We start from the raw sequence: 21627 nt of genomic DNA on the forward strand, positions 1-21627 counted from the left end.
TCTCCTCGCACTCGAAACGCAGCACACGCAGCTGTGCTGCTTGCGCTACATGGGTTTATGCATCAATCGGCCTAGGCCATCTTGCACTCGGTCTCGGCCTTCGACCCATACAAAGCTTCCAGCGGCTGATCCTTGGGCGGCGCAACTGCCACAATGTCGAAATAGTCGTACTGAGTCGTGATCTTCGGCTTGATCTGGGCCACCAGCGTGGGTTGTATCAGTTGATGATCCCAGGGACGGAAGTACATCGCGCGCTCCTTGTACCCTTCGAACTTGTGGTTTTCCAGGAACTCGATCAACTTCTCGGTCTTGGTGGACCCGGTTTCCTTGATGGCCGTGAGAATCGCCGTGCAGCCGAACCAGTCTTGCCAGGCTTCCGCTTCCGGCGGCTTGCCGAACTTGGTTTGATATTTTTTGGCGAACTGCTCGCTGATGCTGGTGTTCTGGCTGCCTGTGTAGTTCCAGATCTTGGGATACAGGCCGGAGGCCGCCTCGGGTCCCGCCGCCCACATATCGGTGTCGTTGACGATGAGGGACGATAGCGGGATCTTGCCGGTAAGCCCCATTTGATGGAACTGCTTGAGGAAGTTGGTCATGTCGCCGCCGCCGACGCCCAGGAAGATGACATCCGGCTTGGCCGACATGATCTTGAGAATATAGGAACTGAAGTCGGTGGTGCCAAGCGGCGTTTGATCCGCACCCACGACTTTGCCGCCATCCTTGAGCAGCACTTCGCTCATTTGCTTGTAGCCGTCGATGCCCCAGGCGTACGAAGCATAAAGAAAATACCAGTTCTTGCCATGCTTGGACAGCGAGGGGTAAATACTGCGTACAGTCTCATAGTTGGGCAGGTCTATGCGAAACGTATGCTTGCCGCATTTGGCGCCGGTGATTTCCGTGGCATTGGGGCCGGTTGCCATCAGCAGGATTTTTTCGCGTTCAGCCACGGGCATGATGGCCAGGACATCACCGCTGGAAACACCGCCCTGAACGGCAACGACCTTTTGTTCCTGAATCAGTTTGTGCATGTTCTGCTGCGTGGTCTGCGGCCCATTTTCATCCAGCCACACGAGTTCCACGGGACGATCCAGAATCTTGCCGCCGACATCGTCTATGGCGATGGTGGCGCCGTTATGGCCCTGTTCGCCCTGCACTGCATAAGTGCCGGACTTGGGCAGCAACACACCCAGTTTGATCGACTCCGCCGCACGGGCGGTACGAATGAACGGGCCCACGCTGGCAATGCCGGTGAGTAGTCCCGCGGCGGCACCGGCCTTGAGTATTCCGCGCCGGGTAATACCTATGCTTTTGTCATCTTTCATGTCAGACATAATCTCCTCCTCAGAGTGTTTACCGACAGATATGATTGACGGGGGCATACTGTTCTTAGCAACTGAAATTGTCTACCTCCGGCTTGTAGAGTAGTCTCGGTTTATGGCACTGTCAAAGTTTTTTGATATGCGTCACCTCGACCATCACACGATATAACGGTAGAAAACATGAATCTTTTTTCCGTGCTGGAACATTCCGCCCGCCGCTTCCCCGACCGCGGCGCAATTTACCAAGGCGACGCGAAAGTTTGCAGCTATGCCGAGCTGCACCGGCGTGCACTGGCCCTCTCAACCGCGCTGCGACACTTGCTGCCAGCGGGTTCACGTATTGCGGTTGCCAGCGAGAACCGGCCGGAAATCGTCGAGCTGATGTTCGGCATCTGGGCCGCCGGCATGGCCTTCGTCCCGCTGAACTACAAACTGCATGCCAAGGAGATGGCGCATATCGTCGGCGATGCCGGGGCGTCCATGATCTTTGCATCACCGCGGCTGGCCGGCGACCTGAACGACGCACTCGAGCCCGGATCGCATCGTCTCGTAACCCTAGGGCAAAGCGCTTATGCCGAATTATTTTCCGCGGAGCCTGAACCCCCCGCCGCAACCACGCCGGAAACACTGGCATGGCTGTTCTACACCAGCGGCACCACCGGCCGCCCCAAGGGAGCGATGCTGTCGCACCGAAGCCTGATGGCAATGACCATCTGCCACCTGGCCGACATCGAACACTTCGACGAAAATGCCAGCCAGATCCACGCGGCGCCCATGTCCCACGGATCAGGGCTTTATATACCCGCTTATATCTCACGCGCGGCACGCCAGGTTATCCCCGCCAGCGGCGCGTTCGAGCCCGGCGAATTCCTGGAGCTTTGCAATACGCATCCCTCGTGCGGCGCATTTCTGGCGCCGACCATGGTGCAGCGCCTGCGTATGGCGGCCGAAAAATCAGGCCGACGGCCGGCGAACCTGCGTTGCATCGTCTACGGAGGCGGCCCCATGTATGTCGATGAAATCAAAAAATCGCTGGCTGTTTTCGGCCCGATTTTCGCGCAGATATACGGCCAGGGCGAAATCCCCATGACGATCTCCGGCCTGCGCCAGGAAGACCACATCCATGCCGGCGACAACCTCCTCGGTTCGGTCGGATTCCCGCGTTCGGGTGTGGAAGTGCGCATCGTGAACAAGCCGGGCGAGCCGCTGCCCGCCGGCGAAATCGGGGAGATCATCTGCCGCAGCGATTCCGTCATGTCTGGCTACTGGGGCAAGCCGCAAGCGACAGCCGAAGCGCTGCGCGACGGCTGGCTCTACACGGGTGACATGGGCATGCTGGACGAGGCGGGATTTCTAACCCTGCGCGACCGCTCCAAAGACGTCGTCATCAGCGGCGGTTCGAACATCTACCCGCGCGAAGTCGAGGAAGTCCTGCTTTCGCACCCCGATGTCGCCGAGGCTTGCGTGGTGGGCCAGCTCGATCCGGAATGGGGCGAAATTGTCGTTGCCTTTATTGTCGCCAACCCCGGCAAGACCCTCAATGTCGAATCGCTCGGCACGCACTGCCTTGACAGCATGGCCCGTTTCAAGCGCCCCAAGCGCTACATTTTTATCGATTCCCTGCCCAAAAACAGCTATGGAAAAGTGCTCAAGCGGGAGCTGCGGGAGCAACTGAAGTAGTCAGCGCAGCGCCGAGTATGCCGTAGGCGCCAGAAAATGGTTCTCGATCCTGGCGACGATGGGCTTGTCTGCCTCAGAAGCCGAACGCTTGGCCATCCACTCCGGGTCGGCCTGGAACGCGTTCCACTTTTCTTCGCGCTCGGCAAGGCTGTCCCATTGGAGCATATAGGTCAGCGCATGATTGTCCGGCCCGATAACGGTGGTCCAGAAACCGATCTGCCTGATCCCGTATTTTTTGAAGAAGCCCAGCGTGGTGTTGACGAAGCGATCGTTCAAGGCCGGCAGGCGGCCAGGGGCGCAGTGATAAATCCTCATTTCAACAATCATAGTGTTCTCCGTAGGAACAAAGCGGCAAAGCCGCCATTATGAACGAATCGCAAAAGATAGAGGCTGAGGGCCGAAACGCCGTACCAGGAACAGCCTCCGTTTTTTTTCGGCAAGAACCATTTATTTTGTGGCCTGCGACTTGCCGTAGCAACAATCGCCCCGGCGCATTGACGATCCTCGCGCGACAGGAGTAACCTTTTCGAAATTCCCACCGCGCATATCGCGCCTGTACCACAGACCCCATCGTCTGCGGTCTTCCCACCAGGCACACGTCAAAAAGGGGCGCCATGTCCACCACCACTACCCTCAATGTAAACGGCAAGGATCACTCGGTCGATGCCGAGCCTGACAGCATGCTGCTGTACGCCCTGCGCAACGACCTCAAACTGCATGGGCCGAAATTCGGTTGCGGCCTGTCGGAATGCGGAGCCTGTACCATCATTATGGATGGCTCCGCCATACGCTCCTGTGTGACGCCTGTGTCGGCCGCGCAAGGCAAGAAGATCACCACGCTGGAAGGCCTGGGCACCCCAGAGAAGCCCCACCCACTCCAGCAAGCCTTCATCGATGAGCAGGCCGCGCAATGCGCCTATTGCATCAACGGCATCATCATGACGGCCAAGGCATTCCTCGACCACAACCCGAAGCCCAGCCGGGACGACATCAAACAGGCATTGAATGGCAATTTGTGCCGCTGCGGCACGCACATGCGCATCGTGCGCGCCATCGAGCGCGCGGCGAAGCACGGAGGCCAGGCATGAACGCACCAGACAAATTCCACCGCGCGGGCATGGCCTCGCCCAGCCGCCGCGATTTCATGAAAGCGTCGGGCGGCTTGCTGATCGCATTCACCCTGCTCGACCCGAAAAGCATCATGGCGGAAACCGTCGCCTCCGGCGCATCCATGGCAGCCCCACCCCCCGATGCGGCCAGGCTTTACGCCTGGCTCGCCATTCGTCCTGACAATACCGCCACCCTGTTCACCGGCAAGGTCGACGTCGGCACGGGCATAGAAACCGCGCTGGCCCAGATTGCGGCGGAAGAACTCGATTTTCCCGTGGACAAGCTCGACGTGGTGATGGGCACGACATCCCACACCGTCGACCAGGGCCCATCCTACGGAAGCCGCACCGTCCGTTATGCCGGCCCGCAAATCCGCCACGCCGCCGCGGCCGGCCGCCAGGCGCTGCTCAATCTGGCCGCTGCGCATTTCAAGTTGCCGGCGCATCAGCTCGCCGCCAGGAACGGCGCCATCTCCGTCGTTGGCGATCCATCCAAATCCATCAGCTATGGCGAGCTGGTCGCAGGCAAACGCCTGGACATGGCCATCGATGTCAGCGGCAAAACCTTCGACATGAAAGTCGCGCCCAATGCTGTCGTCAAAGATCCATCCACCTATACGGTGGTTGGCCAGCCCGTGCCTCGAAAAGATATTCCGGCCAAGGTGACAGGCCAGTTCACCTACATCCAGGACGTCCGTGTAGAGGGCATGCTGCACGGACGCGTCGTGCGGCCGTATGGCGTACAGGCCAAACTGCTGAGCGTCGACGAAACCGGCCTGAAAGATATTCCCGGGTTCGTTCAAGTCGTGCGCCGCGACAATTTCCTGGGCGTGGTTGCCGAGACCGAATGGGCGGCGATCCAGGCCGCGGACAAACTGGGTTCCAAACTGAATCCGGCCGGACCGCAGGCCGGCCAGGCCAAGTGGTCCGATTGGCACGGCCTGCCCGACCAGGACAAGATCTGGGATACCCTGCGCACCGAGGCCGGCAGCAACTCTTCGGTCGCCGCCAAGGGCTCGGTGGATATGGCGCTGGCATCCGCCCCCAACGTACTCAAGGCCACGTACAAGACACCGTTCCAGATGCATGGTTCGATTGGTCCATCCTGCGCCATCGCCGACGTAAACAAAGACCGGGCCATTTTCTGGGCCGGTACGCAAATGCCTCACCAGGCGCGGCGTGATATGGCCAAGCTGCTGGGCATGAATCCGGACCGCATCGAACTGAACTGGTTCGAGGCTTCCGGATCCTACGGACGCAACGGCCTTGAGCATGTCATCGCCGATGCGGCACTGATGTCGCAGGCCGTGGGGCGCCCGGTTCGCGTGCAATGGATGCGCTGGGACGAACATGGCTGGGAGCCGAAGGGGCCGGCTATCGTCCAGGACCTGACGGGCGCCGTGGACGACCAGGGCAATGTCGTGGCATGGCGGCACCATATGTGGATCCCCACGACCAGCAATACGCACCTGATTGCCGCAGGGCTGGCGAACGGGCCCGAAATCGGCAGCACCGGGCAGGGGCGCGGAACAGTCACCTATGCCTATACCTTCGACAACGCCGACGTGGCCTGTCACGGCGAAGGGCATGTGGCGCTGCTCACCGCATGGCTGCGCTCGCCCGCACAGTTCGAGACCACCTATGCAATGGAATCGTTCATCGACGAACTGGCCGCCAAAGCCAGGCAAGATCCGCTGTCCTTTCGCCTCAGGTATCTAAAGGATCCGCACGCCATCGCCGTGCTGCGCGCGGCGGCCGAGGCCTATGGCTGGAAAAGCCGGCCTTCGCCTGTCAAAGGGCAAAACGGCGGCAAACTGGCCCAGGGCCGCGGCATCGCCTGGGTGAACCGCGACAGCTCTTACGTGGCGACGATTGCCGATGTCACGGTGGACCGCGAGAGCGGCCAGATCCGGGTCAAGCGTGTGGTCGTTGCGCACGACTGCGGCCTAGTGGTGAACCCCGATGGGCTGAAGAACCAGATCGAGGGCAATATCATCCAGTCGATAAGCCGCACGCTGCATGAAGAAGTCATGTTCGATAATGCGCATGTCACCAGCCTCGACTGGCAAGGCTACCCGATTCTGCGCTTCGAGGAAATCCCCGATCGGATCGATATCGTGCTGGTCAATAATCGGCCCGAATATCCGTCCCACGGGGGTGGGGAGCCATCCACCTGCCCCACGGCGGCGGTGATCAGCAACGCGGTCTTCGACGCCATCGGGGCACGCCTGCGCCAGACCCCGTTTAGGCCTGAACGTGTCAAGGCTGCGATGGCTTGATCCAAAGAGTAGAGGCTGCCTTCGTGATGAAAGACGCATACCGGCCAAAATCCGACTATGATGACACGCTTCGATCCGCACCAAAGAGGCACACCCGAATGATCCATGTCATTGCTACCATCACCGCAAAACCCGGCCAACGCGACGCCGTGCTGGCGCTGTTCAAGAAGAACGTCCCGGCGGTGCTTGCCGAAAAAGGATGTGTCAGCTATGAAGCTGTTGTCGACGTGCCGGATTTCGGCAAGCCGCAGACACCCATCGGAAACGACACGTTTGCCGTGATCGAGCAATGGGAAAACGCCGAAGCGCTGAGAGCGCACGGAGTGTCGCCGCACATGGTCGAATATGGGCGCAAGACCGCACCCATGCTGGCCAACCGATTAATCAACATTCTTCAGGCTTGCTGATCCTATAACGCCATGCCGTCTCGCAACTCTGCCTCGGGCGTCCCGTGTCGAAACAGGAATCCCATGTGCGGCCCTCGAAAAACGATGGAGCCGTCATCGACGCTAAGCCAGTTTCCTTCGGGCAGGCCGACCACCGTGGAAGCGGTGTTTGCGGCCAGGTATTCCGCGATACGCAGGTTCCGCGTTTCACCCTGATGCCCCGCCGGCAAGGCATTGGTGTAGTGGGGATTGATCTGGATTCCGATCAATCCCAATGCATCAAAGCCCCCCGGCTCGACAATAGGCATGTCGTTGGTCGTGCAAATGGTCGGGCAGGCCAGATTGGCCCCCGCGCTCCATCCCAAATAAGGCGTACCGCCGCGCACCTGCGTACGGATGGCGTCCAGCCACCCCCGCCCGCGACATTCCCTCAATAGTTGAAACGTATTGCCGCCGCCCACGACGATCAATTCGAACTGAGAGGCAGCGGCGGCATCGACCGTATGCGCGCCCGTCAGGACCAATCCGGCAGGTGCCAGCGCGGCCTGCGCGGTTGCCGTGTAATCGTCCCAAGCCGCGGCAACACCCGCGAACGGCACGAAAAGCGCTCGGGAGCGGCCGCCAGCCAACGCGCGGACGGGTTCAATGGCATGGACCAGATAGGCCCCATCCGGCCCGCGCGAATTACTGAGAAGAAGCAGTTTCATCGTATTGTTCACCTTGTTGTCAACGGCATGGATGCCTATCGTCACGGCGATTGCCTACGCAATCAGCTCCGCTGTCATTTTTGCGATTAAGGCGTTGGACAGCAACACAGGCAGCCCCGAAGCCAGACGGGCGGCGCGCCGATGCGCCTCGGTAAACCCCATGCAATCCATCAGCAGCATCTCAGCGCCGCGTTCACGCAAAGTGCGCGCCGCATTTTCGACTGCGCCCATCCCGTCCGCATAGGGTGTTGCGGCCTCACAGATAGGCGGCTTGCTCAATGCACTGAATTTGTCCGCCTCGGTACGGGCCTGCTCGATCAAGGGTACGATAACGCCGACCTGACGCTCGCCCGCGATTGCCGCGGCCGCGGGCGGAACAATACGGTCGGGTTCCACCAGCCAGGCGTTTTTCAGAACAAGCCCGTGGAATTCACCCGTGCATAGAATCAGGATAACGGTGCAGCCTCGCGCCTCCAGTTCGGCAAGCTTGACCGCCAGCGTCGCCTGCACCGCCGCCTTGTCCAGCTTCACCGAAGAGCCATCCAGCAGCCTCGATACCAGGAGAGGGCGGCCTGGAACCGGCGCATAGTCCGCCGCGATCTGTTCCTTCGACAGGCCGTCCAGCACGCCGGCCTGCATCAATTGCGTTCCTTCAGGCAGCACGGCCCGCAGAATGGGAGTGATGTCGGCGCGTGGCGCCTGCCCTATTGTCAGCGTGCCCAGCAACTGAGGTATAGCGTTCATTTGATTCTCCGTAGACAGCCTGGCGAAAGGCTTCGCATCAGCATCTATTGACGCTTCTGCAAGTGCGCCAAAGATCCGTACATTTCGACCAGGCGGCCGTATTCCTCTTCGTCATGGAACAGGCATGTGCCGCGCGTGAATTCCTTGGCCACCTCTACCGCAAAACGCACGGTGGCTGCAATATCGTATTCATCGCTGGCCCCTGTGCCGCAACCCGGCACCACGCTGGCGGCCGAAATCGCCACACCCACGGTGGGTGCCCGGGTGGCAACCGAAGGCTGCAAAATACTATTCAGGTGATAGACGCCGTTGCCATACGGCGTGATGTCTTGCGTGGTAATGGGGAAGGTCACGGCGGGGCGGCCGCTGGTCATTTCCATGATGCGCACCAGGTCTTCCGATACCCGCAGGATGTAGCCCTGTTTGACTGTGGGCGATATCGCGTATCCCTTATGGTTCAGAATACGGTTGCCTTTGGTCGTGTCGATCGACAACACGGCATCCATCTCGCCGGAGACTTCATTTTCATTCAGCGTTTCGGTATCCATGGGCGAATCCATGAAATCGACAGGCTCATGCGGACGCGTGGGAGCGTCCGGGCATATGTGGGTGCTGATCACCACGTCGCCCGGCAGCGCGTCGCCCTGGGTGCGCATGTGCGCCAGCTTCAGCGCGGCCGCCACAGCGGCAATGGCGCCGTCACCGTCCGACACCAGGCCGATGCGGGTCGGACGCGCACCGACACCGCCCAGGCGACCGACGATTCCCAGCGTCGGCGCCTTGCCGCCGGACGATTTGCCGTGGGTGCCCGCGATTTCCACGCGAACGAAATCGGTCTTGCCTTTGGGGCCTGTAATGGTTTTTACAATGCATTTGGCAAATTCTGCATACGGCTTCAATAGCTCGACGACGGTCTGGCCGCTGGCGTAGGCGCTGTCGAGCGCATCGAAGACTTTGACAGTATGGGATAGACTCATGGTGTTGCTTCCGTAGAATAAAAAGGGTCGATTATTTGACTTTTGCCTGGGCGTGGATCATGGAGCTGAAAAAGCTGAACAGGGCGTCGCCGGCGATAGTGCCGGCCGCGAACACCTCCAGGCTGTTGCGCACTTTATCCCCCCATATGCGCAGCGCAATAATGCGCAACACAATACCGATGATGACTGCCCAGCCTGCCAGGGGATTGGCAATCAGCAAGCCTGTGGACAGCAGCACGCCCAATTGGCGCTTGGATCCTCCAAGAAACTGAATAATGGCGCCAGGGACGGCCCAGATCAGCAATTGCAGGGCCACGCCTTCGGCGACACCGGCCTTGATGGTGGCCACATACACAGCGGCTACGGGCGGTATCAGCCCACGCGTGAAGAAATTATTGTAGGTAAAGTAGACGATGGGCAGGGCAACAATGAAAGCCAGCATGCCCGCGGCCAATTGCTGACGCCGGCCCTCGAGCTCAAAACGCGGATCCGCGCCATTGCCGCGCAATATATAACCCGCCTTCAAGTCGTAGCCCATGTCCGCAAACGCGGGGCCGGTGGCTGCCGAAAAACCGCACAGCATGGCCAGAGCCACTGGCGGAAAGCCGATCAGCATGCCTATGATCAATGTGATCAGCGCTACGGCGAACGCGGGAAACCAGCCCGAATGCATTGCCGCTATGCCAACAATCATCTCGTGCGCGAAGGCGGCGAATGCCACATAGATAACGAATGCAACAAGCATGGTCGCCGACATTTCGGCATACAGCCCGCTGCCCAGGGCAAGCAGGGCCGCCAGCACGATATAGGCGGTGGATCCCAGGCGCAGCGTGCGACGCAGATTCTCGGCCGTGCGGGTCACCATGACGTCCGGCTCGCCCGCTGCGGCGGGCTGTTCTTTGCTGCCGGCCTTTGCCTTGCCGGACCAGATCTGGCCGGCAACCTGTATCAGCGCCACCAGCCCGGCACCCACCATAAGGCCGTGGGGAATGTATAAAGCGTTGATGTCCCAGCCCATGATCGGCTTTGCGTATCCGCGGATCAGCAACCCTATGCCGAACATGGTCAGGGCCCATATATTCCCTAAAAAGGCGATACCGAATGCCGACATCGGCACATGCAGCCATGCGCCTATAACGCCCACCCCTATGCCCGCGCCGAGCAGCTTGGCCTGCTTGCCACCGCCATCGCCCGCCTTGATGGCTTCGGCGGCGGCAACACCCGGAGGCCAGGCGCCGGATGCGGGGAATATGCGCGAGTCGAACAGCCTGTACAGCATGTAGGCGTCCAGCAGCATGGCAAAGCCCACTCCGATGAACATGGGTATGACCAGGTCGGTTCGGCCCATCAGGTACGGAACGGCGATGGGCAGGAGCAGGCTGTTGGCCGCCCCGAACGTCGCCGATGAAATGGCTGTCTGCGCCAGGTTCTGCTCATGGATGGAGCGAAAACGCGCAAACAGCGACATGGGTATTCGCGCGATGATCATTGCCACCAAAGCGCCAATGATCGATGTGTTGGGCGTGACGCCCAGCGATGTCAGCAGCTCGATCCCGATGATCGCGCCGAGCACGCTCAGCAGGACCAGAAGCACCAGTGTGCCGACGCTGCCGACGCGAGGATGGGTAGATGTGTTCATGAGAGTTCCCATGTGGTTTTTGTTGCAAGACGGTTGGTCATGACTGCGCATTCCAGAAGGAATCTCCCGCCGCGCGGCCGATAGAACTGGCATGGCCGACAAGGCGCCGGGCCAGCGTGTCGATAAGCTCGGGTTGAGCCAGGGATACGGGAAAGCTAAGGCAAAAGGAAAGCGTTTGGCCGGCCTGCGGATCGCTGACGGCACAGCTTAGCGATCCCACACCTGGCAGAGCCTCATTCAGGGCAAGGGCCCAACCGCGATCGCGCACACGTTCCAGTTGCTGGATCAATGCTGATACGGTCTTGGGCGCACCCTCGGACGCACAATCGAAATCGTCGGAAAACCGCGCGCGTATCGCTTCATCGTCGAGCCGCGCCAGCAGTGCGCGACCTGTCGAGGTCGCAAACGCGGGCAGGCGATGGCCGGGTGATGTCACCACTCGCAAGGGGTGCGCGCCATGATGTACACGCAACACAACGACATGTTTGCCGCTTTCATCCAGCGCCGAAATGTAGCCGGTATGCCCGGTTTCCTGCGCCAGTTCCTGCACCGCGCGTTCCATGCGTTCCAGCAACGGCGTCGCCGCGCGAACCTGGTGAGCCAGTTCAAGCATCAATAGAGAAGGGCCATAGGCCAAGGTACGTTTGTCCCGCTCCAGCAGGCCGCAATCCATCATTTGCTTGAGCAATCGGGACGATGAGCTCTTGGGCATGCCCAGCCCTTCCACCACATCCGTCACCGTCAGGTTGCGCTCGCGACTGGCCAGTAATTGCAAAATCCTGGCGGCGCTATTCAAGGAACTCATTGAGTGGCTTTCATAATTATTGTTCCAAAAAATGGAACCAAGTCTCTGTATATGGGAATGGAAAATATTATAAACACGCCCGAGGAAAAAAATCAGGAGATCGATATAGGTAATTTCCCAGGTATGGCATTGAGCGTCCGTCATATTTTCGACGGCGGTTACACTGTCTTTCTCTACTCACCGGGGTTATCGCATGCCGTTTCCGTCTCGTTCAGCGCTCTCCCTTCGCCTGGGTCGGCCGGCTGTGCGCCGCGTCGCCAAAGCGCCCCCCGCCGAACCCCATTTGTTGGCGCTGAACAAGCCGTTCGACGTGTTGGCCCAGTTCCACGACGACGAGGGCCGGACCACGCTCAAGGATTTCGTCCAGATCCCCGAGGTCTATCCCGCCGGACGCCTCGACCGCGATAGCGAAGGCCTGGTCCTGCTCACCAACGACGGCGGTTTGCAGGCGCGCATCACCAATCCGAAATACAAAATGACAAAAACCTATTGGGTCCAGGTGGAAGGCGAACCCACTCAGGAGCAACTGCGCCAGCTGCGCGAGGGTGTCGAACTCAAGGACGGCCTCACGCTGCCGGCCCAAGCGCGCCTGCTTGACGAACCGCAATTATGGGAACGCCACCCTCCTGTGCGTTTTCGCAAGAGTGTGCCAACCCGATGGCTGGAGCTGAGCATTCACGAAGGGCGCAACCGCCAGGTGCGGCGCATGACCGCCGCCGTGAACCTGCCCACCTTGCGCCTGGTGCGCATCCGGATCGGGCCATGGAGCCTGGACGGCTTGCTGCCCGGCCAGTGGCGCGAGATCCCGCCCCCGTGGCTTTAAGGAAAGCCCGCATGGCGCCTACTTTGCCTCAAACGCTTCCGGACATCCTTGCGAAAGACCTGGCCGTGATTTTTTGCGGCATCAATCCCGGCCTGAGTTCGGCAGCGGCCGGCCACCATTTCGCGGGTAGAAGCAATCGTTTCTGGCGCGTGCTTCATCTGGCCGGATTCACACCCCTGCAAATACGCGCCGAGAACGACCGCGCACTACTGACCTACGGTTGCGGCCTGACTGCGGCTGTCGCACGCCCCACGGTGCGCGCCGACGAATTGTCCCGCCATGAGTTCATCGCCGCCTCGACCGCGCTCCAGCAAAAAATTGAACGGTATGCGCCGCGCTATATCGCCTTCTTGGGCAAAGTCGCCTATTCGGCAATATCCAGGCAACGCGAGGTCCAATGGGGGCCGCAGCCGACCGACTTCGCCGGCGCAAAAGCCTGGGTGTTGCCGAATCCCAGCGGGCTCAACCGCGCATTCAAGCTGGATGATCTCGTACAGGCCTATCGCCAGCTTTATCTTGCGGCGGGCGAATAGCGTCGGCATCGACGCGAGGCCTTGCCGAGATTTCTCACTCCGCCCAAAGCAAGCCCATGGATTCCTTCCCGGGACAGGCTTGGCCACGCTCCATTTTCTTTATAAGGGTCGTGAGCGCCACATGTGTCGGCGTATTGATTCCCAACTCAATTGCACGGGCAAAAACATAGCCATTCATATAATCGATTTCAGTACGGCGGCCCTTGGCAATATCCTGGGCCGTGCCGGACAAAGAGGCCTCGGTCAATACCTCGGCTTGGGCATGAAAGGCCGCCTCTACGTCGACAAGGCACTGAGCATCGCCCGCCGCGGCAGCCATCCAACGATCCGCCGCCACGCCAAATACGGGCTCAACCGTATAACCCAAAGCCTTTCCCACATCAATCGCCTCGCCAGCCAGCCGCAGCATCAATTGTCGGCTTTCAGGTTCTGAAAAAATCCCCTTGAGGCTCAAGCCGCAGGCTGCGCACAATGCAGACGTCATCGCATTGGCCACCAGCTTGGACCAGCGCAGGCCCCACAGATTGGTGGTGTATCCTGCCGCATCCACGTGGCTCAGCATCTTGGCAAGCTGCCGAACACGTGGCGTCACACGGCCATGAGCTTCTCCGGCATAGAATATTTGCGAGGCGCTCTTTCCTTGATGCCGTGTCCTGGCAACATGTCCTGGCCCATCCAGCCCCACGTACATGCCCCCGCCTACGCAACCCACTGTGCGCCCCCAACCAACCACGGCAGCAATGCGTTCTTCCACCAAACTGTTCTGCAAGGTGACGATATAGCCCGACGCCGACAGGTACGGTGCAATCAATTCAGCCGCCCAGCCTGTGTCGTAAAGCTTGACGCAAACAAATGCCAGATCGATCGGGTCTTTGTACAAAGACTGGACTTGGCCGATATGCAAGGCACGCAAGGGAATCCGGGCGTCCCGTCCGGATTCCGTCAGGATAATCCCGCGCTCCTGCATCGCCGAAACATGCTCGGGCCATGGGTCGATCAAAGTCACATCAAAACCCGCCTGCGCCAACTTGCCGCCGACCCAACCGCCCACCGCCCCGGCGCCGACAACAGCGATACGCGGGGAAGGATTATTACTGAGGTTCAATGCCGGCCGCCTTGGTCAAGCTTGCATAGCGAGCCAGTTCATCGGCAATGAATGACCGGAACTGGCTGGGAGTATCGCTGGCGGCCTCAATCCCCATTTTCTCGAAATGGCTTTTCATTGCCGGATCCGACGTTACTTTGGCCACGGCCGCGGCCAGTCGATCGACAATGGGCTTGGGCGTACCGGCCGGCGCCAGCAATCCCCACCAGGTTCCGATGTTGTAGCCTTTAAGGCCGGCCTCATCCAAAGTGGGTAGATTCGGTACTACCTTACTGCGCTTGTTGCTGGTCACAGCAAGAGCGCGAACCTTTCCAGACTGTATGAGCGGAAATATCGGTCCCAACGATCCAAAGATCATATCGACCTGGCCGGCGACAACCGCAGTGTTGGCATCGGCATCGCCCCGGTAAGGGATGTGGGTGAGCTTGGTATGCGTCTTCTCCTGGAACAGAACGCCTGCCAGGTACAAGGGCGCGCCCACTCCCGACGAAGCGAAATCCAGCTTGCCCGGATTCGCCTTGGCCAATGCGACCAATTCCGCAACAGAAGTGGCCTTGACCGAGGGATTCACCACCAGCACATAAGTGCCTATTGCCGCCAGGCTGATAGGCTCGAAACTCTTGACCATGTCGTAGGGAAGATTCTTGCGCACGCTCGGCGCCAATGCATGCGCCCCAGCCCCCATGAACAGGGTATAGCCATCGGGGCGCGCCCTGGCGGCTGCCCCGGCGCCTATGGATCCGCCCGCCCCGGTAATGTTCTCGATGACCACGGGCTGGCCCAGTTCCTTGGACAGGCCCGCGCCCACGCTGCGCGCGACAATATCGTTCGCTCCTCCCGCGGGATAGCCGACAATAATCTTGATGGGGTTTGAAGGATAGGCATCCGCAGCAAACACGGCGCCGCCCGCGAACAAGGCGGAAAGCCCCAGGCAAATATGAAAGGCAGATCGAACGATTCTCATGACGGCTCTCTTTAACGATATATTGAAAATACCCTGCTAACCCTGATCCTTCTTGCGCTGCCAGTCCAGCTCCGCTTTGACATAGTCCTCGGAATCGTGCGTGACTCCCATGGCTGTGGCAATCATTGCAAAGGCAACGTAATACGCTGAAGTTATGGAAACATCCGTTATTTCGCGGGGCGTCATCCACTCTTTCAAGGCCTCGAAGCAAGCATCGCTGACTGAGCTCTTTGAGGTGAACTCCAGCACATAGCGCGCTACCGCCGCATCCACACCCTGAAATGAGACAGGAACCGTACCCCGGCACAAAGCATCAACTTCATCTTGCGTCACGCCAGCCTGCACGGCAAGCGGCCCATGGTGCCCCATCGCGTAGGACGACTCGCGCCCGGTAATGACGATGACAATTTCCCGGATCCGTGCGGAAACCGAGGAGTGATAGCGAGCATAATCCCCTACAGCAGCAAGACGACGCAGGCCTTCAGGCGCATGTCCCATGGAACGCAAGGCATTGGATGCCTTGCCACGGCTTTGCGTGAGCTCGGCCAGAACGGCCATGAACTCGGGATTTTTCTTCTCATCAACAGGGGCTAATCGAGTCATTTCCTCTCCATTCGGTTAAAAGCAATATATTTCCCGCACCCCAAGTTTCAGCTGCCTCAAGCGCGCTCAAGGTAGGCGCGTACCGCCGTCTCCATGGTTGCAAAGCGGGCTCCTTTCCCGAGCAGGCCTTCGATCAGACGCTCGAGCATAATCATGCGATGGCCGCGCCCTATGACATAGGGATGGCAGGTGTAGGTCAGCACACCCCAATCGCAGGTGCGCCGCATATATTCAAAATCGTTCAGCCAGTTTTCCAGCACACCGCTGGCATTCATCAGGCCGGGCATCAGGCTGGCGGACGTACGCAAAAACTCGAAATGCGGGAAATCGTCGAGCGACCAGCTGATGGGCATCTCTACCAATGAAGTCTCTTTGCCGAACTCCATGGGCTTGTCGGTGTGCACTACATCGCCCTGGCGAACCCGATAAGGCTCATGGTCATTCGCCATCATGCTGCTCTCGTACAGGAAGCCATGGCGCAAAAGAAAGCCCACCGTATGGTCGCTCAGATCCCACGAGGGCGAGCGATAGCCTGCCGGATTCCTGCCTGTCAGCTTGAAAATCGCCTCATTGCCCCGAACCAGGCCTTCTTCCTCAAGTTCGGGTGAAAGACTGGCCGGCGGCACATGCGTCCAGCCATGATTGCCCAGTTCGTGCCCCTCGGCCACGATGCGCTCGCACAACTGCGGATACGTACCAATGACGACACCCGGCACAAAAAACGACGACTTGATGCCGTAACGCTTAAGCAAATCAAGTATGCGGGGAACCGCCACGGCACCGAACTCTCCGCGAGACACCGGGGTGGGTGTCATCATCCCCCGCGCCACCAGGCCCGACATTGCGTCGAAGTCGAACGTCAGGCAAGCCATTAGATCTTTCATACAGTGTCTCCGTGACAAGAATCGCGTGTTGTGCGCTCTAACATTGAATGGGTTTCGCGCTCGATCCCGGCTTAAAGCGGATCTCTCGCCAATATGGTCAATGCAGCCGTCTGGGCTCTGGGAACCAAAGTGTCCAGCTGGCAATACTCCTGAGGTGTATGAGCATGGCCGCCAACGGGGCCTGTGGCGCATAGCGTGGGCGCGCCGGCCGCCGCCGTAAAACCGCTATCCGCCGAGCCGCCCGTGGACTCGCCCGCTACAGACAAACCCAGCTCTTGCGCCGCTTGCGCGTAATCCGCCATGAGCTCCCGGCTGGCATCAGTCTGGAACAAAGGCAGGAACCGGCCCTCGTGTGTCACACGGCCGCAGGTACAAGCCAGCGACTGGCCTTCGATAATGTTCAAGATCCGCTTGCGCAGCCGATTTTCATCCACACCCTTTGGAAAACGCACATCCAGTTGGCCTTTTGCGTGAGGCGCGACGGTATTCACGGAAACGCCGCCCTGTATGGTCCCTACATTGGCGGTCACGCCCATGCTTTTATCGGTCAGGGCATGAAGGCCAACGATTTTCCGGGCCATGGCCTCGATCGCGCTGGCGCCCTTGTCATGGGCCACGCCTGAATGAGCCGCCACACCGTCCACTTCAAAATCGATAAAGAATGCGCCCTTGCGTTCGACCACGACATTCCCGCTGGGCCGCCCCGGCTCGGCATTCAGGACCGTCGAGGCGCCTTTGGCCATCGTCAAGGTCAGATCGCGCGATGCGGGTGAGGCGATCTCTTCATCGCCGGTAAAAAAAACACGAATGGGCGCCCTGTTGCCTCCGACCTCGGCAAACGCACGCGCCACGAAAGCGTTCATGACCAAGCCGGCCTTCATGTCGGCAACTCCCGGGCCATAGGCAAGGCCATTCTCGACACGATACGGCCTTTGGGCCAAAGTACCGTCCGGGAAAACTGTATCCATATGGCCCAACAGCAGTACGTGAGGCGCATCGGCGCCCGCGCTGCCTGGCACCTCGGCCAGCAGGCAGTCCCCGTGGTCCGGCAGCGGAAATACTCTGGTCGCAATGCCGGCCGCCTCGAACCAGGCCCGGAACACAGCACCTACCTTGTCGACTCCGCCTTTGCCGTAGCTGCCGCTTTCAATGGCGACCACCTCTTCAAGCAGGTCGAACATTTGCTGTTCACGCGCCCGCAACCATTCCAGTATTGCCTCACGAACTATCTCTTGTCCCATGCCTATTCCATTCAGTGCCCCCGCATTGGCATCGTTCAAACGCAGCAAGGCAATGAAAACGAGGGCCGCAAGCGCGCATCCTGGCAAGGCCGATCGAAAGCGGAATTCGCCTATCGATGTCCGTCAGCCGGCTTTTATCAACCCATTATGACGACATAAAACCATTTTTTTTGAAAATATGCAATAAGCATTGCATAAATTGGCAAACCCCCGCATGGCACAGAGTCGACAGGCAAGCCGACAATGCCTGCACAGCGTAAAATGACGCGTAAAGAACTCGGCCAAGCCAATGAAATTTTTCGACAGAATAGCTAAAAATCCCAGAAAGCTGACTCAGAATGAAACCACGCTGGTCAATTACATAATTTCCTGCTATCCGCAGGGAATTCTCGACTCTGCAACATCTATTGCAAAAAGTGTTGACGTCAGTCCTTCCACGGTCGTCCGCTTTTTCTCAAAGCTGGGTTACAGCTCGTTTGCCGAGGCCCAACGAGAAGCACGCCTGGAAATTTCCTCGAAGCTGGCATCGCCCTCACAACGCGCAAACCTTACCATCAAGAACGCCCATTCGCTGGATTCCGTTCTTGACAATGCCTTTACCTTCGACAAGGAAAACCTCAACGCTACTCGTGAAGCCATCAACATCCATGATTTTCAAGCGGTCGTCGATACTCTTACCAAGCCAACTGCCGGTCGAATATATATCGCGGGCTCAAAGAACAGCTATGCTGTGGCCCACTATTTGCACACGCATTTGAATATGTGCATTCCCAATGTGCATCTGCTGGGTGCCGACGATACCCTGCTGGCCGACAATTTGCTGTGGGCATCCGGCCAGGACATATTGCTGGCCATTACAATACGGCGCTACTCAAAAGTCATTACGCAAACAGCGCAGCACTTCAAGCAATTGGGCGCCAGCGTGATGTGCATCACCGACAGCCCCCTGGCCCCGATCGCCGGCTTGTCGGATCACCGCATCCTTTTCCAGACCGCCAGCGCCTCTCCCTTTGATTCTTACACTGCCGCGTTCAGCCTGTGCAACGCCCTGGTGTCGGCGGTTGCCTGGCGCCGCAAAAAAGAAACGGAAGCGCTGCTCAAGCGCGGCGAAAAACTCTGGAATCACTTCGACGTTTTCATCGAGAAAAAAGGCGCCTGATGCGCCGGCAGCTCTTCAATATGCGGAGCGTCCGCCGTCCGCGGGAATGGCGGCGCCCGTAATCATGCGCGATTCGTCGGATGAAAGGAATAAGGCAATATGGGCGATATCGTCTGGTTCGCCGAACCAGAACGGGTAGACCTTGATTTGTTCGTCAACCTGCATTGCATCCGCACTTTGTCCGGGTTGCCCTGGAACGCCATAAGTCCGCCGGATCCGCTCCGTATTCACGCGACCCGAGCAAATGGCATTGACACGCACATTATGCTTTGCGTATGTACCGGCAAGGGTTCGCGTCAGGGAAACAAGGGCACCCTTCGCCGCGGCATAAATGTGGGCCTTGCCCGAACCCCGCAAGGCGGCGCCCGATGACATATTCACTACCGTGCCGCCGCCGGAGGCGATGATAGTCGGAATGGCATGGCGGCAGCTTAGTATCGTGCCGCGCACATCAAGCGACATCGTTTGGTCCCACACCGACAAGTCCACTTCGGTTACCGGAGCATCTTCGGGCAGCGAGCCGCCTGCGCAATTGAAAAGCGCATGCAACCCTCCAAAACGAGCCACGGCGGCATCAACAACCGCTTTGACGCTATCTTCGAGCAACACATTGGTGTGAACGCCGATGGCTTGCCCACCACCGGCGATGATGTCGTCGGCGACTTTCCCGGCGGCTTGCTCGCGTATGTCGCCGATCACGACACAGGCACCCGCACGCGCAAACATGCGTGCGGCGGCTGCGCCAATACCCGTACCTCCCCCAATAACCAGAGCGACTTTGCCGCCCAGCCGGCCTGCTGCAGACGAGGGGGAGCGCTCATTTTCAATATTTTCCAATTGCAATGCTCCATCAAATGAGGACGGTTGCAGTCAAGCCTCAGGGCTCTCATTCCTGATCGTGCGGGAAAGTTCAGCCGCGCCGCGCGAGAAACTCCATTAAATCGTCGACGCACCGCGATGCGTAGCCATCGCAGATATTGTGTGCCGAAGTGTCGTAGTAGATTACCTCGGAGCCCGCAATACGGCGCCGCATGTCTTCGTATGCACTGGCATGTCCGATCTGCTCTTTGCCCGCGGCAACGATCAAGGTAGGCGCCTTGACGACAGACAGCTCCTCCATGAAATCATGGGTACACATGTGCATTACAAAACGAGCGATGAAGGCGGGGTCATTGGAACCCGCCTGCTCGATAAACCATTTCACCAATGCGGGATCGGCACTGGAGTCGAAGCGCTCCTGGATCGTATCGGACAGGAATTGCTTGAGGCCTATCTGCTTTATTTTCGGCACCCACGTCGGGGCGTGGCTGTGTTTCAACCCCGGTGTAGACGCGAACAGCGACAGCGTTTTGACTCGCTCGGGATGATGAATGGCCAGTTGCTGCGACACATAACCGCCCGCCGAATTGCCCACTATGTGGGCTTGCTTGGCGCCCACCAGATCGAGCACCGTGATGGCATCGCCCACCAGTTGCGACAAGGAAAATTCACTATCGGGATCGGGAATCTGTGACTCGCCATGGCCACGAAGATCGAGCCGTACGACTCGATATTTCCGAGCCAGGCGAGGAACCCACTGGAACCAGCGCCGCGAGCTGCCCATGGCTGCGTGCACCAGGAGCAGCGTGTCCGGTTTGCGCCACGGATCAGTGAAGTCATCGACTTGATAAGCTATCTTGAGGCCGTCTTTGGTAAAGGTTTGCATAATTTACCTAATGAGAATAATGGCAAGCAGGCATCGAAGCGAAAACGGATGCACCCAAGCTGCCTGGCGAGGCAGGAATAACCACAGCCGCCCGCCGGCATGTCATCACTGAATCGAGATATGGGCGGCCTTGATGACTTCCGTCCACTTTGCAATCTCTTTCTTGTCGAGAGCGGCAAGGTCCTCCGGCATTCCGCCGATCGGTTCGTACCCCAGAGCGGCAACGCGTTTCTTGATATCCGGATCGGCCAGGACGATATTGAAATCCTTGTTCAGGCGCAGTACCGCGTTCCGTGGCGTACCCTTGGGCGCCAGAATCTGCCAATGTGTGCTGCTGTCCACACCCGGCACACCCGCCTCGGCAAATGTAGGCACGTCGGGCAATGCCGCGTTGCGGTGCGCTCCCGTGACGGCAAGTGCCCTGAGCCTGCCCCCTTCAATAGCGGGGCGTGCCGAGCTTATGCCTGTAAACGTCAATGGCACCTGATTGCTTATCACCGCGGCAAAAGCTTCCCCGGTGCCCTTATAGGGAATATGCGAGATCTTGACTCCGGCAGCCAGATTGAAGAGCTCTCCCGCGAGATGCGTGGATGCGCCATTTCCACCCGATCCATAAAACAGACTGCCGGGCTTCGCTTTTGCCATGGCTATGAGCTCTTGCAAATTCTTGGCTGGCAACGATGGATTCGCAACAAGGATCACCGGGCCCGCGGCAAGATGGACCACAGGATCAAAACTCTTGACCGAATCATAGGGCAGGTTCGGCCGCAGACCTGGATTGATCATGAACGTGGAATCGACCATTAAGATGGTATAGCCATTGGGAGCCGACTGAGCGACAAGCTGGGTGCCAATAATGCTGGAACCACCTGGCTTGTTCTCGACCACGATTTGTTGGCCAAGCAGGGCCGATAGCTTCGGTGCCATTAAACGAGCCAGGATATCCGTGCCCCCGCCCGGAGCGA

Annotated in this window: 22 protein-coding genes; 7 read left to right on the plus strand and 15 right to left on the minus strand. The window is 59.1% G+C overall.

Annotated features, from left to right (window positions below; genetic code table 11):
* Positions 1-71: 71 nt before the first annotated feature.
* Complete coding sequence (locus ACYVIS_RS10410) at positions 72-1331, minus strand: ABC transporter substrate-binding protein (RefSeq protein ID WP_232741424.1); 1260 nt, start codon at positions 1329-1331, stop codon at positions 72-74.
* 168 nt (positions 1332-1499) lie between these two features.
* On the opposite strand from ACYVIS_RS10410, the gene ACYVIS_RS10415 reads away from it, so the two are divergent.
* On the plus strand, positions 1500-2999 hold the full coding sequence (locus tag ACYVIS_RS10415; RefSeq protein WP_232741425.1) for an AMP-binding protein: 1500 nt from the start codon (positions 1500-1502) through the stop codon (positions 2997-2999).
* On the opposite strand, the gene ACYVIS_RS10420 is transcribed toward ACYVIS_RS10415, so the two are convergent.
* A complete protein-coding gene (locus ACYVIS_RS10420; protein WP_232741426.1) occupies positions 3000-3326 on the minus strand; it encodes an NIPSNAP family protein in 327 nt (108 codons plus the stop codon).
* A gap of 287 nt (positions 3327-3613) precedes the next feature.
* On the opposite strand from ACYVIS_RS10420, the gene ACYVIS_RS10425 reads away from it, so the two are divergent.
* The 3 genes from ACYVIS_RS10425 to ACYVIS_RS10435 are packed head-to-tail and all read left to right on the plus strand — an operon-like array spanning position 3614 to position 6794.
* Positions 3614-4087: a (2Fe-2S)-binding protein gene (locus ACYVIS_RS10425; protein ID WP_232741427.1), complete on the plus strand. Its 474-nt coding sequence runs from the start codon at positions 3614-3616 to the stop codon at positions 4085-4087.
* A complete protein-coding gene (locus ACYVIS_RS10430) occupies positions 4084-6387 on the plus strand; it encodes a xanthine dehydrogenase family protein molybdopterin-binding subunit (RefSeq protein WP_460873925.1) in 2304 nt (767 codons plus the stop codon). The genes ACYVIS_RS10425 and ACYVIS_RS10430 overlap by 4 nt, the downstream gene beginning before the upstream one ends.
* A 26-nt stretch (positions 6388-6413) precedes the next feature.
* Positions 6414-6794 (plus strand): putative quinol monooxygenase, encoded by a 381-nt coding sequence (locus ACYVIS_RS10435; protein WP_232744689.1) that lies wholly within the window; start codon positions 6414-6416, stop codon positions 6792-6794.
* A 2-nt stretch (positions 6795-6796) separates the two neighbouring features.
* Here the strand turns inward: ACYVIS_RS10435 and pepE are convergent, their stop codons facing one another.
* Genes pepE through ACYVIS_RS10460 form a run of 5 tightly spaced genes read right to left on the minus strand, consistent with a single transcriptional unit; the run spans position 6797 to position 11645 of the window.
* Positions 6797-7480, minus strand: a complete 684-nt coding sequence (gene pepE / locus ACYVIS_RS10440; protein ID WP_232741429.1) for a dipeptidase PepE — start codon at positions 7478-7480, stop codon at positions 6797-6799.
* A gap of 54 nt (positions 7481-7534) precedes the next feature.
* On the minus strand, positions 7535-8224 hold the full coding sequence (locus tag ACYVIS_RS10445; protein ID WP_460873926.1) for an AroM family protein: 690 nt from the start codon (positions 8222-8224) through the stop codon (positions 7535-7537).
* 44 nt (positions 8225-8268) lie between these two features.
* Complete coding sequence (locus ACYVIS_RS10450; protein WP_232741431.1) at positions 8269-9201, minus strand: DUF1177 domain-containing protein; 933 nt, start codon at positions 9199-9201, stop codon at positions 8269-8271.
* Between the two features lie 31 nt (positions 9202-9232).
* Positions 9233-10840: an OPT/YSL family transporter gene (locus ACYVIS_RS10455; RefSeq protein WP_232741432.1), complete on the minus strand. Its 1608-nt coding sequence runs from the start codon at positions 10838-10840 to the stop codon at positions 9233-9235.
* A gap of 37 nt (positions 10841-10877) precedes the next feature.
* Positions 10878-11645 carry an IclR family transcriptional regulator gene (locus ACYVIS_RS10460; protein ID WP_460873927.1) on the minus strand — a complete coding sequence of 256 codons (768 nt, stop codon included), beginning with the start codon at positions 11643-11645 and terminating at the stop codon, positions 10878-10880.
* Positions 11646-11838: 193 nt separating this feature from the next.
* Here ACYVIS_RS10460 and ACYVIS_RS10465 point away from each other — a divergent pair, with 193 nt between their 5' ends.
* Together ACYVIS_RS10465 and mug are read left to right on the plus strand one after the other, a co-directional pair.
* A complete protein-coding gene (locus ACYVIS_RS10465; protein ID WP_232741434.1) occupies positions 11839-12468 on the plus strand; it encodes a pseudouridine synthase in 630 nt (209 codons plus the stop codon).
* A gap of 11 nt (positions 12469-12479) precedes the next feature.
* On the plus strand, positions 12480-13001 hold the full coding sequence (mug, locus tag ACYVIS_RS10470) for a G/U mismatch-specific DNA glycosylase (RefSeq protein ID WP_232741435.1): 522 nt from the start codon (positions 12480-12482) through the stop codon (positions 12999-13001).
* 34 nt (positions 13002-13035) lie between these two features.
* On the opposite strand, the gene ACYVIS_RS10475 is transcribed toward mug, so the two are convergent.
* The 5 genes from ACYVIS_RS10475 to ACYVIS_RS10495 form a co-directional block, all read right to left on the minus strand.
* Positions 13036-14106 carry a ketopantoate reductase family protein gene (locus ACYVIS_RS10475; protein ID WP_460873928.1) on the minus strand — a complete coding sequence of 357 codons (1071 nt, stop codon included), beginning with the start codon at positions 14104-14106 and terminating at the stop codon, positions 13036-13038.
* Positions 14093-15070, minus strand: a complete 978-nt coding sequence (locus tag ACYVIS_RS10480; protein WP_232741437.1) for a Bug family tripartite tricarboxylate transporter substrate binding protein — start codon at positions 15068-15070, stop codon at positions 14093-14095. Before ACYVIS_RS10480 ends, ACYVIS_RS10475 begins: the two co-directional genes overlap by 14 nt.
* A 36-nt stretch (positions 15071-15106) precedes the next feature.
* A complete protein-coding gene (locus tag ACYVIS_RS10485; RefSeq protein ID WP_460873929.1) occupies positions 15107-15673 on the minus strand; it encodes a carboxymuconolactone decarboxylase family protein in 567 nt (188 codons plus the stop codon).
* Positions 15674-15729: 56 nt separating this feature from the next.
* Positions 15730-16557, minus strand: coding sequence for a polysaccharide deacetylase family protein (locus ACYVIS_RS10490; RefSeq protein ID WP_460873930.1), 828 nt, complete (start codon positions 16555-16557; stop codon positions 15730-15732).
* 71 nt (positions 16558-16628) lie between these two features.
* The gene (locus tag ACYVIS_RS10495) at positions 16629-17798 is read right to left on the minus strand and encodes a M20 family metallopeptidase (protein ID WP_232741440.1); all 1170 of its coding nucleotides are present in this window, start codon (positions 17796-17798) and stop codon (positions 16629-16631) included.
* A gap of 289 nt (positions 17799-18087) precedes the next feature.
* On the opposite strand from ACYVIS_RS10495, the gene ACYVIS_RS10500 reads away from it, so the two are divergent.
* Positions 18088-18957, plus strand: a complete 870-nt coding sequence (locus tag ACYVIS_RS10500) for a MurR/RpiR family transcriptional regulator (protein ID WP_232741441.1) — start codon at positions 18088-18090, stop codon at positions 18955-18957.
* Between the two features lie 15 nt (positions 18958-18972).
* Here the strand turns inward: ACYVIS_RS10500 and ACYVIS_RS10505 are convergent, their stop codons facing one another.
* The 3 genes from ACYVIS_RS10505 to ACYVIS_RS10515 all read right to left on the minus strand — a co-directional run bounded on the left by ACYVIS_RS10505 (position 18973) and on the right by ACYVIS_RS10515 (position 21589).
* Entirely contained in the window at positions 18973-19794 is an 822-nt protein-coding gene (locus tag ACYVIS_RS10505; protein ID WP_232741442.1) for an SDR family NAD(P)-dependent oxidoreductase, read from the minus strand.
* A gap of 73 nt (positions 19795-19867) precedes the next feature.
* Positions 19868-20662 (minus strand): alpha/beta fold hydrolase, encoded by a 795-nt coding sequence (locus tag ACYVIS_RS10510; protein WP_232741443.1) that lies wholly within the window; start codon positions 20660-20662, stop codon positions 19868-19870.
* Positions 20663-20767: 105 nt separating this feature from the next.
* Positions 20768-21589 carry a tripartite tricarboxylate transporter substrate binding protein gene (locus tag ACYVIS_RS10515; protein WP_460873931.1) on the minus strand — a complete coding sequence of 274 codons (822 nt, stop codon included), beginning with the start codon at positions 21587-21589 and terminating at the stop codon, positions 20768-20770.
* Positions 21590-21627 lie beyond the last annotated feature (38 nt).

This window comes from Paralcaligenes ginsengisoli (genome assembly GCF_054781135.1).